Below are 16463 nucleotides of genomic sequence, written 5' to 3' on the forward strand. Positions count from 1 at the left end.
GTCACATGCTCTTATCTCTTGAAGGTCGCTTGTTGGATTTTTTAATTCCATAAGTGAATAAATTAACAACGCTTCGAGAGATGCCCATGAATGGAGTTCTGAGCAGAGGTCGAGGTTGGCTTCTGGGGCCGTTGCGCGGCCGTATTGCGATACAAGGCCGCTCCAGCAAAGGCCTCGCCTACCTGGCGCCTGCGATGGTTGTTTTGCTGTGGGTGGCAGCCACCCGGCAGCACTGGATGAGCGAGCAGATCCTGCCGGGGCCGACGCTGGTGTGGCAGAGCGCGTTGGAGTTTGGCTCCGGCGAACTCTGGGGGCACCTGTGGATAAGCCTGCAACGACTGTTCTGCGGATTGGCTGTCGGCATTGCCAGCGGGTTGCTGCTGGGGGTTTGGCTGGGTGCTTCGCGACAAGCGCAGACGCTGCTGCTGCCAACTTTCGTCGCGCTGGCCCAGATCCCTACCCTGGCCTGGATTCCGTTGTTCATGCTGCTCTTCGGCATCGGCGAGTTGCTCAAGTTGGTCGTGCTGGTGAAGGCCGTGGTCGTCCCGGTCACCTTGCACACCTTGGTCGGTGTGCGCGATGCCCAGCCCAAACTGCGCGAGGCCGCTGCTGCCCTGCGCCTGCCCCGTCACCTGTTGTTCCGGCGCCTGTTGTTGCCAGCCGCCCTGCCGGCCTTTCTCACCGGTGTGCGACTGGCCCTGGCCACTGGCTGGACTTCGCTGCTGGCAGTCGAACTGCTGGCGTCCAGCGAAGGTATTGGCTACCTCATGGTGTGGGGACGGCAACTGTTCATGCTCGACCTGGTGCTGCTGTGCATCCTGGTGATCGGCCTGGTTGGCGCCATGCTGGAGCGCGGTTTTTCGGCTGTGGAAAAACGCCTGCTGTACTGGCCGCAAACGGCCACTGGCGAACAACAGCGCGGGCCGCTGCCGCGTGGCTGGCAAAGCCTGCTGCTGCCGCTGGCGTTGCTGGTGCTGTGGCAGGCCAGCAACAGCCTTGGCTGGGTTGACCCGAACATCCTGACGTCACCGCTTGAGGTGTTGCACGCCCTGCTGGCCGGCCTGGCCGATGGTTCGCTGCCGCAAGCTCTGCTGCTGAGCCTGCAGCGCACCCTGACCGGCCTGCTGCTGGGGGGCGGCGCTGGTTTGCTGGCCGGTTTGCTGCTGGGATTGTCCCGCCCTGCCGAGCGCATCTTCGGGCCCAGCCTGTCGGCGTTGCGCCAGGTGGCGCTGTTTGCCTGGGTACCTCTGCTGACCGCCTGGTTCGGCCTGGGCGAGGCAGCCAAGCACGTGTTTGTCGGCATGGCCGCGTTCTTCCCGCTGCTGATAGCCACCCAACGTGGTATCGCCAGCCTTTCGCCGCAGCTGGGCGAAGCCGCCCGCACCCTGCGCCTGAACCTTTGGCAACGCTTGCGCCTGCTGGTGCTGCCCGGCGCGGCCCCGGCGATTTTCGCCGGCCTGCGCCTGTCGCTTATCTACGCCTGGCTGGGCACCATCGGCGCTGAATATTTCATGCCCTCGGACGGGGGCATCGCCAGCCTGATGATCGGTGCCCAGCAACTGTTCCGCATGGACCAGGTGATGGCCGCAATGCTGCTGATCGGCCTGGTCGGTGCGCTGCTGGGCACCCTTGGACAACGTTTCGAGTCGCGCGCCACGCGCTGGAGAACCGCATGAACGCCTTCAACACCTCGCACCTGCACGCAGCCAACCAGCCCGACGCCACGCCGCCCTTGGTCAGCTTCGAGGGGGTCGGCAAGGTATTCAGTGTCGATGGCCAACCGTTCGAGGCGATCCGCAACTTCAACCTGTCGATCAACCAGGGCGAATTCATCGCCATCGTCGGCGCCTCGGGCTGTGGCAAGTCCACCCTGCTGCGCCTGCTGGTGGGGCTGGATACCGACTACAGCGGCAGCATCCGAGTCGACGGCCAGGCGGTCAGCGGCATCGGTGGCGAACGCGGCATCGTGTTCCAGGAACATCGGCTGTTTCCGTGGCTGAGCGTGGAGCAGAACATTGCCCTGGGGCTGGTCAACGAAGCGCTTACCCAGGGTGAGCGCGCCCGGCGTGTGCACGAGTTCGTACAGCTGGTGGGCCTGGTCGGCTTCGAAGCGGCTTACCCGCACCAGCTGTCCGGCGGTATGGCCCAGCGCGTGGCGATTGCCCGCGGCCTGGTGGCCAGCCCACGCATTCTGTTGCTCGACGAGCCGTTCGGCGCGCTGGATGCCCTGACCCGCCAGCAACTGCAGGACGAGCTGTTGGCCATTCGCGAGCGGGCCGGTATCACCATTCTGCTGGTCACCCATGACGCCGAGGAAGCCACCTACCTGGCCGACCGGGTCGTGGTACTGGAACCACGCCCGGGGCGGATCAAATCGGTAGTAGAGGTCGGCCTGCCGCACCCGCGCTTGCGCTCCGGCGTGGCCCTGCACAGCCTGCGCGAAAAAGTACTGCATCAGATCACCGGCGACGGTGGCCAGCTGCCGCCGCCAACGCCCCGGGTAGAAGGGTTGCGGCCAGAGCTGATCGCGCTCTAGGCTCAGTCCGCAGCCGCGATCATGGGCGGCACTGGCCTCACCGGCTGTGACCCAGGCGAGGCTGTGGCCGAAGGCATCGGCCTCCATCCCGCGCCGCCATTCACCCCAGGCTGCGCAAGTACGCCCAGGGGTAGATGCCGCGTTCGTGGCCATCGCTGAACAGCAGTTGCACGCCATAACCCTGCGGCTCGATGCGCTCCACCCGCACTTCATCTGGCACCAGGCTGATGCCTCCGCGCAAACGCGCGGCGCGGCATTGCGAACAGGGACAGGCGCCGCGCAAACGGCGATGGCTGATGGCCTGCTCGGCGCCCGGCCAGCGCACGATCAGCTGCCGCGCCTCGCGCTGGTTGCAGATTGCGCAGGGGCTGTCCATCAAACCACACCGCGCAACTGCGCCTGGGCAATGCGCACCGCCTTGCGCACTTCCGGGTCACTGTCGTGCTCGGCTGCCTGCAACGCCGCCAGGGCACGACCCTGGCCCAGTTCACCCAGCGCCAGCGCAGCTTCCTTGCGCAGGTTGGCCACGGCATGGCCAAGCAGGTCGGCCAAGGCATCCAGCGCCTCGGCATGACGCAGTCGGCCCAACGCACGGGCGGCACGCAAGCGCACTTGCCAGAAGCCATCGCCCAGCGCAGCCTCAAGCGCCGGGCCGGCCTGGGAGTAGCCCACCTTGCCCAGTGTGGTCGCCGCCTCCTCGCGCACCTGCCAGGCCGGGTCATGCAATGCGCCTAACAACGTTGGCAACACCTGCGCATCACGGGCCAAGCCCAGCGCGCCAATGGCCGCGCGCCGCACCTCGGTATCAGGCTCATGCCCGGCCAACTCGGCCAGTGCTGGCAGTGCAGGCTCATGCTTGAGCCACCCGAGGATCCCGACAGCCTCGCGGCGCACGGCAGCGTCCGGGTCAGTCAGCGCCAGCAATGCCGGGGCCGCTGCGTCTTCCAGGCGTATTTCACGCAACGCACGCAAGGCGCTGGCGCGGACAAACGGGTCAGCATGGCTGGCCCATGGCAGGATCAACCGCCCGGCGGCGGCGCTCTTCAGCTCGCCAAGGCTCTGCGCCGCGGCAAGGCGCACCGTCTCTGCGCTGTCGGCCAGCGCGGCACACAGAGCCTGCACCACCTGCGGCTGTTCCCAGGCTTCAAGCAGGCGCGCCGCCTCGGCGCGCACCTCATCTGCGCTATCGACCAGCAGCGCATCGGTGAGCCACGGCAGGGCTTCTGCGACCTCAAGGTCGGCCAGCGCGATCAAGGCAATATGGCGCACGCCCGGGTCGGCAGCCTCCAGGCGCGGCAGCAGTTCGAGAATGTCGGGATTATCGGTGCTTGTTCGAGTCATAGCGCGATCCGTAGCGGCGGGTGGTCAGTGGCTGGCAAGCCCAGCGGGGTCAGGCGCGGCAATTCGCGCCCATCTTCATGGCGCAACAGGGCCAGGCAGTGACGCTTCAAGTGGGTGAATTCAGGGCTGGTCAGCAGGCTGGTGCGGCGCGGGCGCGGGAAGTCCAGACGCAGGTCCTCGATGAAACGCCCGGGGCGTGGGCTCATCACCAATATGCGGTCGGCCAGGAACAGCGCCTCGTCGATGTCATGGGTGACGAACACCACCGTGGTACGGATGCGCGCCCAGATGTCCAGCAGCAGCTCCTGCATGCGCGACCGGGTTTGCGCGTCGAGCGCACCGAACGGCTCGTCCATCAGCAGCAGCCGCGGGCGGTTGATCAGTACCCGGGCAATCTCGGCCCGTTGTTGCATGCCCCCCGACAGTTGGCTGGGCCAACGCCCGGCAAACTCGGCCAGGCCCACCAGTTGCAGCAATTCAGCCGCCTTTCGATGGCGTTCGGCCTTGCCCAGGCCTTGCATCTTCAGGCCAAAGGCGACGTTGTCGAGGACGTTGCGCCAGGGCAGCAGGGTGTGCTGCTGGAACACCATGCCACGCTGTGGCGAAGGCCCGGAGATGGGCTGGCCGTCCAGGCTCAACCGGCCAGTACTGGGTATCAGGTGCCCGGCCAGCGCGCCAAGCAAGGTCGACTTGCCACAACCGGAAGGCCCGAGAATGCAGACGAATTCGCCAGCTTCCACCGCCAGATCCACACATTGCACCGCCTCGAACGCCTCGCGGCCCTGCCCCAGACGGATCGATAGCGCATGCCCGTCGACCCGCCCGGGCTGTTGATAACGGTTCATCAGCCGGCCCTCCCGGTGCGATACCAAGGGGTGACAAACGCCCCAAGGCACTTGACCAGGGCGCTGCTGCCCATGCCGAGCACACCGATCAGCAGCATGCCGACGATGATGTCCGGGTAGTTCTGCAAGGTGTACGACTCCCAGGTGTAGTAGCCGATGCCAAACTGCCCGGAAATCATTTCGGCAGTGACCAGGCAGAACCACGAGGTGCCCATGCCGATGGCCAGCCCGGTGAAGATGCTCGGCAGCGCGCCGGGCAGTACCACTTCGCGCAGAATCGCCCCACGCCCGGCACCCAGGCTGCGCGCCGACGCGACCAGGCGCCGGTCGACGGCCTCGACACCGTGCACGGTATTGAGCAGGATCGGGAACAGCGCGCCAGTGAAGGTGATGAACACCATCGACAGTTCCGCCGAGGGGAACATCAGGATCGCCAGCGGGATCCACGCCACCGCAGGAATCGGCCGCAGCACTTCGAGCGGTGGCAGCAGAGTGTCTTCGGCCCATCGGGAGCGACCGATCAGCAGCCCCAGGGTCACCCCCAGCAGCACCGCAGCGGCATACCCGACCAGCACCCGCGTCAGGCTGCTGGTGAGATGAGCCAGCAGCGCGCTGGAGGCGAGCAACTGCCAGCCTGCTTCGAGCACTGCCCCGGGCGCCGGGACATAAGTGAACGTCAACAGGCCAAGGTCAAGTTTCACGCTGGCTGCCAGCTTCCAGAACAGCAGGCAGGCCAGCAGCGAAACCAGGCGCAACGGCCAGCGCTTGAGATCGTGGATCATGCTCATGCCTCCCGATCAGCGCTGGGCGACCAGCTTCTGGTTGGCGCTGACGAAGTCCAGCGCCTCACCGCCATGGACCTTGGCGTACTGCTCGGCCTGGTCCTTGAGCAGGAACGCCGTCAGTTCGCCCTTGCCGTTGCGCACGAACCAGGCCTGGTTGGCCAGCAACTTGATACCACTGTCTGCAGCCTGGGCGTAGATGGCGCGAACATCCTTGCCTTCCTGCTCAAGCTGGGCCAGGGCGCCAAGGGCGGCTTCCGGCGAAGCGTAATGGCGGACCTTGGCTTCACCGCGCACCCAGATCTGCGCCAAGCGGCTGAAGTCGGTGATCGGCTTGCCGGTGAGCGCATCGTTGGCCACGAGCGGCAGTGGCTCGTAGTTGTGCAGTGCCTTGTCGTAGTCCAGGCCGGCCTGGCTGAAGGCAGCACGGATGTAGCGGTCATCGATGAAGCTGGCGGTGTCCAGGCCGCGGTTGGTCTTCTTCAGCAGCTTGAGGGTTTTGATCGACGTTGCTACGGCGTTGCGGTACTCAGGCTTCCAGGTCAGGTCGCGGGTCTGCAGGCCAAGTGGGCCATGGAACAGGTAGTTGACCTCGGCTTCGATGCCGGTGACCTGCTCGATCAACTCGCTGTACTTCTCCGGCTCGGCGGCAATCAGGCGGTCAGCCTCAAGGCTGGCGCGCAGGTAGGCGGTAACCACCTCGGGGTATTGCTGCGCATAGTCGGCATCGACCAGGGCGCCGTGCAGGGTCGGGGCATTCGCCTGGGCGCCATCGTAGATCTTGCGTGCGAAGCCGCGGTTGGGAAACAGTTCGGCGAACGGCACGAAGTCGGCATGCGCATCGATGCGGTTGCTGCGCAATGCAGAGCCGGCTATTTCCGGGGCCTGGGCAATGATGCGCAGGTCCTTCTGCGGGTCCCAGCCCTGTGCCGCAACGGCGCGCAGCAACATGCCGTGGGCGGTGGAGGCGAACGGCACGGAAATGGTCTTGCCCTTGAGCTCGCCCAGCGACTGCACGGCTGACGACGCCGGCACGACAATGCCGTTGCCGCTGCCATGCACGCTGCCCGACAGTACGCTGATGAACAGGCTGCGCTTGCCGGCCTCCAGGTGGGCGACACCATTGAACGAGCCGGGAAAGTCAGCCATGGCACCGAAATCCAGTTTGCCGGCGACCATTTCGTTGGTCAGTGGTGCCCCGCTGGTGAAGTTCTTCCATTCGATCTGGTACTTGGCATCCTTGTACTTGCCGTCGTGCGGCAGGTACTTGTCGAGCAGGCCCAGTTCGCGAATCAGCAGCCCGCCGGTAGCGCAGTTGATGGTGGTGTCCTGGGTGCCGATGGCGATGCGGATGGTTTCGGCGCTGGCATGCAGGCCGGCGAACGCCAGCGCGAGGCCGGCCACAGTTGCTACAAGGCGCATGGGTGTCTCCCCTCGAATCGTTTTGAGTTCTGGCATCGTCTCCGCCACCGGGCTTGGGTGGTGGGAAACGAGGGGCATTTCAGGTGGGCGTCCGGGGGTATTCCGGATGGCTGGGTTGCCTGGCTGGCTCAGCGCAGCAGGTAGGGAATATCGACCTTGACCGCGCCGGTGGGGCAGTCCTTCTCGCAGGGCATGCAGTACCAGCATTCGTCGAAGGCCATGTACGCCTTTTGCGTCGCCGGGTTGATGGCCAGCAAGTCCATGGGGCAAACCTCGACGCACACCGTGCAGCCTTTTTCGGCAATGCACTTGTCTTCATCGATGGTCACCGGCGCACTGCTGCGGAAGAAAATATCCTGTGGCTGATAAGCCATTTCACGGGGTCCTCGGGGCCGTTGGCCCTCGTTTCTACGGAGGTTTGCACCTTCTCTATGGGCGCGGGCTGGCGCGCGATCAGGCGACGCAGTGCGTGGCAGCTTCACCGATGTTGGTGGGCAAGCCCGCTTCCACGTCGGCCTTGACTCGCAAGCGGTCGTAGGCGGCCTGCTCTTCAGCATCCACGGCAATCAGGTACGGCTCGACCGCTTTCCTGAAGCTGGTCATTTCACCGTTACCGCCCTTTTTCAGGTGGCAATGGCAGAACCATTCGCCATCGTTGCGTTCGGGGAAGTCCACCCGGTGGTGATAAAGGCCCCAGCGACTTTCCTCGCGGAACAGGGAGGCCCGGGCAGCCATTTCGGCGCAGTCTCGAATAACCGAGACCTCCATCGCACGCATCAACTCATGCGGGTTGCTGGCTTTCATCTGCGCCAGGTCGCGCTCGATTTCGGCGAAGCGCGCCAGGCCGATCTCCATCTTCCTGGTCACCTTCGGCGGCTGCAGGTAATCGTTGACCATGCGCCGCAGCTTGTACTCGACCTGGGCCGGCGGCAGGCCATGTTCGCGCTGCAGGGGGGCGAATACCCGCGCCCGCTCACGTTCGACCTGCGCCATATCGACCTCGGCCAACTCGCGCCCGGCCACAAACTTTGCGGCATTCACCCCGGCAAACCAGCCATAGGTGAAAGCACCGAGCATGTAGTTATGCGGCACTGCGGCCATGTCGCCGGCGGCATACAGGCCCTTGACGCTGGTCTCGGCCTTTTCGTTGACCCACACTCCCGATGCCGAATGCCCGGAACAGAAGCCGATCTCGGAGATGTGCATTTCAACCATGTGCTGGCGGTAGTCAGTGCCGCGCCCGGCATGGAACTGGCCACGGCTGGGGCGCTCGTTGCTGTGCAGGATGTCTTCGATGGTCTGGATGGTCTCCTCGGCCAGGTGGTCGAGCTTGAGGAACACCGGACCGTTGCCACCTTCGAGTTCCTGGTGAAACTCCCACATCATCTGCCCGCTCCAGTAATCGCACTCGATGAAGCGCTCGCCCTTGCTATTGGCGGTATAGCCACCCAGCGGGCCGGTGACATAGGCGCAGGCCGGGCCGTTGTAGTCCTTGATCAACGGGTTGATCTGGAAGCACTCGAGGTTGGCCAGCTCGGCGCCGGCATGGTAGGCCATGGCGTAACCGTCACCCGCGTTGGTCGGGTTCTCGTAGGTCCCCATCAGGTAGCCGGACGACGGCAACCCCAGGCGCCCGGCGGCCCCGCAGGCGAGAATCACCGCCTTGGCCCGCACCACGCGGAACTCGCCGCTGCGGCAGTCGAAGCCGAGGACACCCGCCGCCGCCCCTTCGCCATCGAGCAACACACGGGTGCAGACCATGCGGTTGCTGATCTCCACCCGGGCGCGCTTGAGCTGGCGGTACAGTACCTTCTTGATATCGTGCCCTTCGGGCATCGGCAGCACGTAGGCGCCCATGTGGTGAACCTTCTTCACCGCGTAGTCACCGGTTTCGTCCTTCTCGAACTTCACGCCCCAGCGGTCGAGCTGCTCGATGGTCTGGAAACTGTGGGTCGCATAGGCATAGACCGTGGCCTGGTTGACGATGCCGTCATTGGCCACGGTGATTTCCTTGGTGTATTGCTCGGGGGTGGCGTGGCCGGGAATGATGGCGTTGTTCAGGCCATCCATACCCATGCTGATGGCACCGCTGCGCTTGACGTTGGCTTTGTCCAGCAGCAGCACGCGCAAATGCTTGTCTTGCTCCTTGGCCTTGATCGCCGCCATCGGCCCGGCAGTGCCACCGCCGATGACGATGATGTCGTAGTCCTGGGTCTGGATACTCATTCCTTGCTCCCCTTCTGGCGGTCGATGCGCAGGCGGTACTGGAAGGCATCGCCGCGGTAATACAGGTGTTCGAAGTCCAGGGGTGTGCCATCGGCGGCGTGGGTCAGACGCTCGATACGCATGATTGGCGAACCCTCTTCCACCTCCAGCGCCTGGGTCAGGTCGCTGTCGGCCAGCACCGCATCGATCGCCAGGTCGGCGTGGCCGAGCGCGATGCCGCAGTCGTTTTCCAGCAGCAGGAAAATGTCACGGGTGACCAGATCGGCCTTTTCCAGTTTTTCGCCAACGGCCTTGGGCAACCAGGTCAGTTCCAGGGACACTGGCTCGCGGTTGATCAGCCGCACGCGGTGGATCTCGGTGACCAGACTGCCTTCCTCGACCTGCAGGCGCGCCGCCACCATGGCACTGGCGGGCACATGACGGAAGCTGCGCAGGCGGTTGATCACTTCGTAACCCATCTGCGTCAACGACTCGCCCAGGCCCTGCAGTGTGCTGACGTTCTGGAACGCCTTGGGCTTGGCGACGAAGGTGCCTTTACCGTGGATCTTGAAGATCAGCCCTTCTTTCTGCAGGTCGCCGAGCGCCTGACGCACGGTAATGCGGCTGACATTGTAAGCCTTGCCCAGCTCGCTTTCGGAGGGCATGCGGCTGTGCGACGGATAGGTGCCGTCAAGGATGCGCTCGCGCAGCAGTTCCTTTAACTGGGTATAGAGCGGTACCGGGGACAGGGGAAGCAATTCGGCCATGGGTCTCTTCGCTGATCGATGACTTGTTATAACAAGTTGTGACCAGAGCCTAGAGGGTATAAGACTCGACAGGCAAATACTGATATCGCATATGGTTAGATGGATTTGCAGTGGCTTGCGCCGGCGTGTCTGGCCCCTCCGGCCTGAAGAAGGAAAAACAGCTACAGATCAAGGCGATGGACGCCATCGGCACAGATGGGTATCATGCGTGCGCGTTGCACTCGTAGCTCAGCTGGATAGAGTACTGCCCTCCGAAGGCAGGGGTCGTGGGTTCGAATCCCGCCGAGTGCGCCATCTACTTCAAAAGCCCGCCCTAGCGCGGGCTTTTTCGTTTGTGCGCCATGTCGCGCTTCTGGCACTCCCGTACCACCGTTCATTGGTGTTAGCGTGGGCATCTTCCCGTTCCCGACGGGTTACCCACACAATGATTGGCGAAGGAATGCGCACAACCATGCACCTGAAAAAACTTACCGCCACCGCCCTGCTGCTAGCCAGCATCGGTCTTTTCACCCTGCCGGCCCAGGCCAACCTTACCCAGCAGCAGTCCGCTGCCATCGTCAAAGCCTTCGACGGCAGCGACCCAAGCGACTTCAAGCAGTTCCTCGGCAAGCTCAAGGGCAATGATCTGGCCAAGGCCGACAATCTCGAGGCAACGCTGGATGCCTACCTGGCCGGCAAGCCACTGGCAGCCGAGCAACAGAACGAGATCAACCGCCTGCTCGGCCTGTATACCCGCATCAAGTACGGCAAGGCCGCCAGCGAAACCCTGCGTGAACTGGTGGCTATCCCGACCTTCAATGTCGCAGGCATACCGCAGCACGAGAACCCCGAGTTCCTCAAGATCGCCGACAGGATAAAGGCCCTTGCCGAGAGCTTCGGCCTGGCCTTCCGCAACATCGACAACCGGGTGTACGAGATTTCGCTGGGCAGTGGCAAGGAAGTGGTCGGCATTCACGCCCACGCCGACGTGGTACCGGTCAACCCGGACAACTGGAAGCTGGCCGATGGCACGCGCCTGGACCCGTTCAAGGTGACCCTGGTCGGAGACCGCATGTATGGGCGCGGTACTGAAGACGACAAGAACGGCATTGTCGTGGCGATGTACGCACTGAAAGTGGCCAAGGACGAAAACCTGCCACTGGCCCGGCAGTTCAAGCTGCTTATCGATACCACCGAAGAAACCAGCGGCGATGCCATCCCGTACTATTTCGAACGCAACCCCACGCCGGACTACAACCTGGCGCTCGACGGCGGCTATCCGGTGGTGATCGCCGAGAAAGGCTACGGCACGATCATGGCCAGCTTCAGCAAGCGCCCGGGCACGGGCAAGGGTGCGGAAATCGTCAACCTGACCGGCGGCCTGGCCACCAACCAGATCCCGACCACCTCGGTGGCGACACTGGTCTCCGATAACCCGGCACAGCTTGCCAAGCATCTGCAGCAGGCCGGCACCAAGTACGTGAAGCAGCATGGCGGCGATTTCAGCATCGACGCCAAGCCCGAAGGCGACACCGTGGTGCTGACGGTGACCGGCGTTTCTGCCCACTCTTCGGAGCCGGAATCCGGGGTGAACCCAGTGGCGCGCATGCTTGATTTCATCAATGGCCTCGGCCAGCAGGTGCCAATCAAGCACAACCACTTCACCGATGCCGCCCGCTACGCCGCCGACAACTGGGGCCTGGACTACCTCGGCAACAAGCTTGGCGTGGCCTTCAAGGACCCATTCATGGGCCCGTTGACGGCTTCGCTGACTTTTGTCGGGGTTGATGACAAAGGCCTGAAACTGGCCGTGAACCTGCGCATCCCCAAAGGCAAGCCGATCGCCACGATCAAGGACGAGCTGGCCGACAAGCTGGGCAAATGGACCCGGCAAAGCCACACCTCGGTGGCCTTCGACTACAGCCTGGACGAGCCGATGTACCGCAACCCCGAGGGCGAATGGGTCAAGGCCCTGCTTGATGTCGCCACCGAGAACCTGGGCATGAAGCACGAGTTCGGTACCTCGGCAGGGGCAACCTCGGTGCACGACCTGCCCAACGGCGTGCAGTTCGGCCTGGCCATGCCGGACGTGAAATACACCGGGCACAACGACAACGAGTTCAAGACCGTGGAACAGTTCATGCTGGACCTGCAGGTGGTGAGCGAGATGGTTGCGCGAATCGGGCAGATGCCGAAGCTCTGATTGGCAGTACCGGCCTCTTCGCGGGCACGCCCGCTGCCACAGGATGCCCCGCCGCTACCTGTGGCAGCGCGCTTGCCCTCGAGGGGCGGTACAGGCAGAGCACATTCATGACGTTTTTCAATCGACTCCATGCCGTTTCCTGCATTGCCGTGCAGAGCGCAGTGCCGGATGCTTTATTTACTCCGAGACATGGCTTTTCCACCCGCAGAGGCTCGTATGAAGACCGTCGAACAAATCCTCAAGACCAAGTCCCAGCACCAGACCGTTTACACCATCGGCCCGGATGACTCGGTACTCGACGCCCTGAAAATGCTGGCGGAGAAAAACGTCGGTGCGCTGCCCGTGGTCGAGGGCAACCAGGTGGTGGGTATCATCAGTGAACGGGACTATGCGCGCAAACTGGTGCTCAGGGGCCGCTCTTCCGCTGCCACGCCGGTGCGCGAAATCATGAGCGCTCCGGTGGTCACCGTTGAGCCGAAGCAGAACCTCGAGTACTGCATGAACCTGATGACCAACCGCCACCTGCGCCACCTGCCGGTGGTCAGCAATGGCGAACTGCTCGGCCTGCTGTCGATCGGTGACCTGGTCAAGGAAACCATCGCCGAACAGGCCCGCCTGATCCTGCAGCTGGAACAGTACATCCGCGGCGAATGAATATCCTCAATGGTAGGCGCGCTCCAGTTCGTCCAGTTGATGGTCGAAGCTGCGCAGGCGTGCCGACCAGGTGTACACCAGCACTTCCAGGTCACGATTGAGCACGGCGGTGTTGCCATGGCCGCTGTGGGTGGGCTCGCCCAGGTCCAGCTGGTAGCGCTCACGGGCCATCGCCTGGGCAACGCTGGACAGGTCGCGGGCATTGGCCAGCCAGTGGTGATGATGGTCATGAATCTCGCGGTCCAGCACCCGACATTGGTGTTTCAGCGCATCCAGACTCTGCTCCAGCGGTGTGCCTTTCAGCTCGCCCATGACTTCTTCGAAGGTGCGCCCGGAATGCCAGTAGCTGCCCCAGAAATAGCGATCGAACACCGTTTCGACGCGGCGCAATGCCACCTTGGTGTTCCAGATGGTCAGTAACGTTCGCCCCTGCACCACTTCGCGCTTGTTCAGGTGCAGTTGCTGCCAGGCGATCCAGGTCAGCGCCACCAGTGCCACCGCCACGGTGACCGCAGCAGCGGCATACAGGAAATGCACAGCCTGGTTCATCTGTTGCGCCTGCCTGATGCCATAGAAGTAACTGGCCGTCAGGGTGCCCAGGATCGTCACGGAGCACCAGAAACCCGGTGCATAGGGATCTTTCATCGCGCTATCCCCTTGTTGTTTTCCTGAGCATAGCAACGGCCAATCACTCGTCAGCCACCACTCGGCGCTTTATTTCTTGCGCGGGTGCAACGCCTCGTTCAGTTGGTCGATCATCGGGATCCAGTCGTCATCCGCGATGTACTTCTCTTTCAGGAACGCACGCTGTGAATCGCTCCAGAAAGGCGCGTCAACCAGCTTTACATCGTCATCCAGCGGCGAATGGGTGGTGATGAAGCGGTCGATGTCGACCGGATCGTCAGACAGCCCCAGCTGTTTGAAAATCTCAGACAACGGATGAATCGGCTTGTCCATGGTTCCTCCTCGGCGCCGGGCCGGTCGTCAACGATGCCGGCCCGGCATGGGTTGGGAGCATCAGCTGAGCTCGCGCACTTCGGCGCGCGGCACCAGCTTGAGATATTGCTCCATGCTCATGTGGATCAGGTGATCGTGGTCACCCGCCTCCAGATAGACATCGCCCTGGCGGGTAAGACTCGAATCAAGCAGCATCTTTATCTGGTAGGCATCGCCTAGCGCCGGTACGGCACCGCGCTCGCAATCGCCGAACAGGCTCGGCAGGCCACTCTCGCGGGTCAGTTGCCAGGCCCCGGACATGCGCACCTTGGTCATGTCCAGGTGCCGGTTGGCCGGTAACACGGCCATGATGTAGTTGCCATGACGGTCATCGAGCACCACCGACTTGGCGACTCGTTCCGCGGGCACCCCGGCCGTGCGGGCCGACTCCAGGCTGGTGGCCGAATGGGGATGGGGAATGATGTCGTAGTCGCAGTTGGCCTGGTTCAGGCGATCCTGCAGAGTCTTTGCCATACGCATGATGCACCTCCGGTTTCGTCCCCCAATGTCCAATTCTAGGTCGGCTACCGACCGGCAGGGCTAAACTTGTGCAATAGAACACACGAGGTGACGACAGGTGATTGCCCGCTGCTGGCGCTGGCTGTTGCTGCTGTTGCTGCTTGGCATCGCGCCGGGCGGCCAGGGTGCGCCCGGTGCCGTGTGGGTACTGGGCATCGACGATGCCATCGGCCCGGCCAGCGCCGACTACCTGGTGCGCAGCCTCGACCAGGCCCAGGCGCAGGGCGCGAAACTGGTAGTCATCCGTATGGATACCCCGGGTGGGCTGGACAGCGCCATGCGCCAGATGGTCAAGGCGATTCTCGCCAGCCCGGTACCGGTCGCCACCTTCGTGGCCCCAAGCGGGGCCCGCGCCGCCAGCGCCGGTACTTACATTCTCTACGCCAGCCACATCGCGGTCATGGCCCCAGGGACCAACCTCGGCGCCGCCACGCCGGTACAGATCGGCGGCCCGCCCGGCGCTGCCAGACAGGACAAGGCCAAAGGCAGCGCTGACGAAACCCTCGCCCGCAAGCAGGTCAATGATGCCGCGGCCTACATACGTGGCCTGGCGCAGCTGCGCGGTCGCAACGCCGACTGGGCGGAGAAAGCCGTGCGCGAGGCGGTAAGCCTGTCGGCCAGCGAGGCCTTGCGACTGAACGTGATCGATCAGGTGGCCGATGACCTACCCGGGCTGCTGCGCAAGCTCGATGGCCAAACCCTCACTATCGCGGGCCAGCCCCGTCAGCTGCAGACCATCGGCGCCAGCCTGGTCGAGCACTTGCCGGACTGGCGTACACGGGTACTGGCGGTAATCACCAACCCGAGCGTGGCGCTGATCCTCATCATGATCGGGGTGTACGGCCTGCTGTTCGAGTTCATGAACCCTGGCTCGACGGTCGGTGGTGTGGTCGGCGGCATCTGCTTGCTGCTGGCCCTGTATGCGCTGCAGCTGCTGCCGGTGAGCTTTGCCGGGGTGGCCCTGATAATGCTCGGCCTCGCCTTCATGATCGGCGAGGCCTTCCTGCCCAGTTTCGGCGTGGTCGGCTTTGGCGGCATAGCCGCTTTCGTGGTCGGCGCGCTGATCCTGATCGACACCGACGCCCCCGGCTTCGGCATTCCACTGGCCCTGATCGGCACCTTGGCGCTGCTCTCGGCGTTGCTGATCGGCGGTGTGATGGGCATGGCCCTCAAGGCCCGTCGCCGAGCGGTGCTCAGCGGCGATGCAGGCCTGGTTGGCAGCATGGTCACGGTCACCGGGGTAATGGCCGGCAACCCGCTCTGCGGTTTTGTCCTGGCCCAGGGCGAGCAATGGCAGGTGCAATGTGCAACGCCATTGCAGCCAGGCCAGCGCGTGCGGGTGACAGCCCGCCAAGGTGTCATGCTGGAAGTGAGCGCCGCCGCACCTGCGGCGCAAGGAGAGTGACCATGTTCATGCAACTGGGTTTCGGCGCGGTACTGGTCGTACTGCTGATGCTGTTGCTGTCGGCGTTCCGCATCCTGCGCGAATACGAGCGCGCGGTGGTGTTCCAGCTGGGCCGCTTCTGGCAGGTAAAGGGGCCGGGGCTGATCCTGTTGATTCCGGTGCTGCAGCAGATGGTGCGGGTCGACCTGCGCACGGTGGTGCTGGATGTACCGCCGCAGGACGTGATCACCCGCGACAACGTCTCGGTCAAGGTCAATGCCGTGGTCTACTTCCGTGTGCTTGACCCGCAGAAAGCGATCATCCAGGTCGAGGATTTTCTGGTGGCGACCAGCCAGCTGGCCCAAACCACTTTGCGCGCCGTACTGGGCAAGCACGAACTGGACGAGTTGCTGGCCGAACGCGAACAACTGAACGCGGACATCCGCCAGGTGCTGGACGCCCAGACCGACGCCTGGGGTATCAAGGTGGCCAACGTCGAGATCAAGCACGTCGACCTCAACGAATCGATGGTGCGCGCCATTGCCCGCCAGGCCGAGGCCGAGCGCGAACGGCGGGCCAAGGTCATCCATGCAGAAGGCGAGTTGCAGGCGTCGGAGAAGTTGATGCAGGCAGCGCAGATGCTGAGCAAGGAGCCGGGCGCGATGCAGTTGCGCTATATGCAGACGCTGGGGGCAATCGCCGGTGACAAGAGCTCGACCATTGTCTTTCCACTACCGGTAGAGTTGCTCAAGGGGTTGATGGACAAACAGAAATGACTGGCGGCCCGTTGCGCGCGACACCAGGCCGCTCCTGCAAGGAACGCATAACGC

Annotated in this window: 17 protein-coding genes and 1 tRNA gene; 7 read left to right on the forward strand and 11 right to left on the reverse strand. The window is 63.7% G+C overall.

The window, feature by feature from the left end; translation table 11 throughout:
- Positions 1 to 86 precede the first annotated feature (86 nt).
- Both ACVWZT_RS07850 and ACVWZT_RS07855 read left to right on the forward strand, forming a co-directional pair.
- Positions 87 to 1676, forward strand: a complete 1590-nt coding sequence (locus tag ACVWZT_RS07850) for an ABC transporter permease (RefSeq protein ID WP_457468836.1) — start codon at positions 87 to 89, stop codon at positions 1674 to 1676.
- The gene (locus ACVWZT_RS07855; RefSeq protein ID WP_457468837.1) at positions 1673 to 2536 is read left to right on the forward strand and encodes an ABC transporter ATP-binding protein; all 864 of its coding nucleotides are present in this window, start codon (positions 1673 to 1675) and stop codon (positions 2534 to 2536) included. Before ACVWZT_RS07850 ends, ACVWZT_RS07855 begins: the two co-directional genes overlap by 4 nt.
- 100 nt (positions 2537 to 2636) lie before the next feature.
- On the opposite strand, the gene ACVWZT_RS07860 is transcribed toward ACVWZT_RS07855, so the two are convergent.
- The 8 genes from ACVWZT_RS07860 to ACVWZT_RS07895 form a co-directional block, all read right to left on the reverse strand.
- Positions 2637 to 2912, reverse strand: a complete 276-nt coding sequence (locus tag ACVWZT_RS07860) for a DUF971 domain-containing protein (protein WP_457468838.1) — start codon at positions 2910 to 2912, stop codon at positions 2637 to 2639.
- Entirely contained in the window at positions 2912 to 3877 is a 966-nt protein-coding gene (locus tag ACVWZT_RS07865) for a HEAT repeat domain-containing protein (RefSeq protein ID WP_457468839.1), read from the reverse strand. The genes ACVWZT_RS07860 and ACVWZT_RS07865 overlap by 1 nt, the downstream gene beginning before the upstream one ends.
- The gene (locus ACVWZT_RS07870; protein ID WP_457468841.1) at positions 3874 to 4722 is read right to left on the reverse strand and encodes an ABC transporter ATP-binding protein; all 849 of its coding nucleotides are present in this window, start codon (positions 4720 to 4722) and stop codon (positions 3874 to 3876) included. The genes ACVWZT_RS07865 and ACVWZT_RS07870 overlap by 4 nt, the downstream gene beginning before the upstream one ends.
- A complete protein-coding gene (locus ACVWZT_RS07875) occupies positions 4722 to 5504 on the reverse strand; it encodes an ABC transporter permease (RefSeq protein ID WP_457468842.1) in 783 nt (260 codons plus the stop codon). The genes ACVWZT_RS07870 and ACVWZT_RS07875 overlap by 1 nt, the downstream gene beginning before the upstream one ends.
- A gap of 15 nt (positions 5505 to 5519) precedes the next feature.
- Positions 5520 to 6926, reverse strand: coding sequence for an ABC transporter substrate-binding protein (locus tag ACVWZT_RS07880; protein ID WP_457468843.1), 1407 nt, complete (start codon positions 6924 to 6926; stop codon positions 5520 to 5522).
- 128 nt (positions 6927 to 7054) lie between these two features.
- On the reverse strand, positions 7055 to 7300 hold the full coding sequence (locus ACVWZT_RS07885) for a 4Fe-4S dicluster domain-containing protein (protein ID WP_011531611.1): 246 nt from the start codon (positions 7298 to 7300) through the stop codon (positions 7055 to 7057).
- A gap of 79 nt (positions 7301 to 7379) precedes the next feature.
- Positions 7380 to 9152: a fumarate reductase/succinate dehydrogenase flavoprotein subunit gene (locus ACVWZT_RS07890; RefSeq protein WP_296235356.1), complete on the reverse strand. Its 1773-nt coding sequence runs from the start codon at positions 9150 to 9152 to the stop codon at positions 7380 to 7382.
- Positions 9149 to 9898, reverse strand: coding sequence for a GntR family transcriptional regulator (locus tag ACVWZT_RS07895; RefSeq protein ID WP_457468844.1), 750 nt, complete (start codon positions 9896 to 9898; stop codon positions 9149 to 9151). Before ACVWZT_RS07895 ends, ACVWZT_RS07890 begins: the two co-directional genes overlap by 4 nt.
- A gap of 217 nt (positions 9899 to 10115) precedes the next feature.
- Between ACVWZT_RS07895 and ACVWZT_RS07900 the strand changes: the two genes are divergently transcribed.
- The 3 genes from ACVWZT_RS07900 (at position 10116) to ACVWZT_RS07910 (ending at position 12734) form a co-directional block, all read left to right on the forward strand.
- Positions 10116 to 10192, forward strand: a tRNA-Arg gene (locus ACVWZT_RS07900).
- A gap of 157 nt (positions 10193 to 10349) precedes the next feature.
- On the forward strand, positions 10350 to 12080 hold the full coding sequence (locus ACVWZT_RS07905) for a dipeptidase (protein WP_457468845.1): 1731 nt from the start codon (positions 10350 to 10352) through the stop codon (positions 12078 to 12080).
- Positions 12081 to 12296: 216 nt separating this feature from the next.
- A complete protein-coding gene (locus ACVWZT_RS07910) occupies positions 12297 to 12734 on the forward strand; it encodes a CBS domain-containing protein (protein WP_296235359.1) in 438 nt (145 codons plus the stop codon).
- A 6-nt stretch (positions 12735 to 12740) separates the two neighbouring features.
- On the opposite strand, the gene ACVWZT_RS07915 is transcribed toward ACVWZT_RS07910, so the two are convergent.
- The 3 genes from ACVWZT_RS07915 to ACVWZT_RS07925 all read right to left on the reverse strand — a co-directional run bounded on the left by ACVWZT_RS07915 (position 12741) and on the right by ACVWZT_RS07925 (position 14210).
- Positions 12741 to 13379: an NADH:ubiquinone oxidoreductase subunit N gene (locus ACVWZT_RS07915; RefSeq protein ID WP_296235360.1), complete on the reverse strand. Its 639-nt coding sequence runs from the start codon at positions 13377 to 13379 to the stop codon at positions 12741 to 12743.
- Positions 13380 to 13448: 69 nt separating this feature from the next.
- Positions 13449 to 13691, reverse strand: coding sequence for a DUF2789 domain-containing protein (locus tag ACVWZT_RS07920; RefSeq protein WP_289131614.1), 243 nt, complete (start codon positions 13689 to 13691; stop codon positions 13449 to 13451).
- Between the two features lie 60 nt (positions 13692 to 13751).
- A complete protein-coding gene (locus tag ACVWZT_RS07925; protein ID WP_225779965.1) occupies positions 13752 to 14210 on the reverse strand; it encodes an aminoacyl-tRNA deacylase in 459 nt (152 codons plus the stop codon).
- Between the two features lie 97 nt (positions 14211 to 14307).
- On the opposite strand from ACVWZT_RS07925, the gene ACVWZT_RS07930 reads away from it, so the two are divergent.
- Positions 14308 to 15654, forward strand: a complete 1347-nt coding sequence (locus ACVWZT_RS07930) for an NfeD family protein (RefSeq protein ID WP_457468847.1) — start codon at positions 14308 to 14310, stop codon at positions 15652 to 15654.
- Positions 15655 to 15656: 2 nt separating this feature from the next.
- A complete protein-coding gene (locus tag ACVWZT_RS07935; protein ID WP_296235363.1) occupies positions 15657 to 16409 on the forward strand; it encodes a slipin family protein in 753 nt (250 codons plus the stop codon).
- Positions 16410 to 16463 lie beyond the last annotated feature (54 nt).

This window comes from Pseudomonas sp. TE21394, assembly GCF_054057835.1.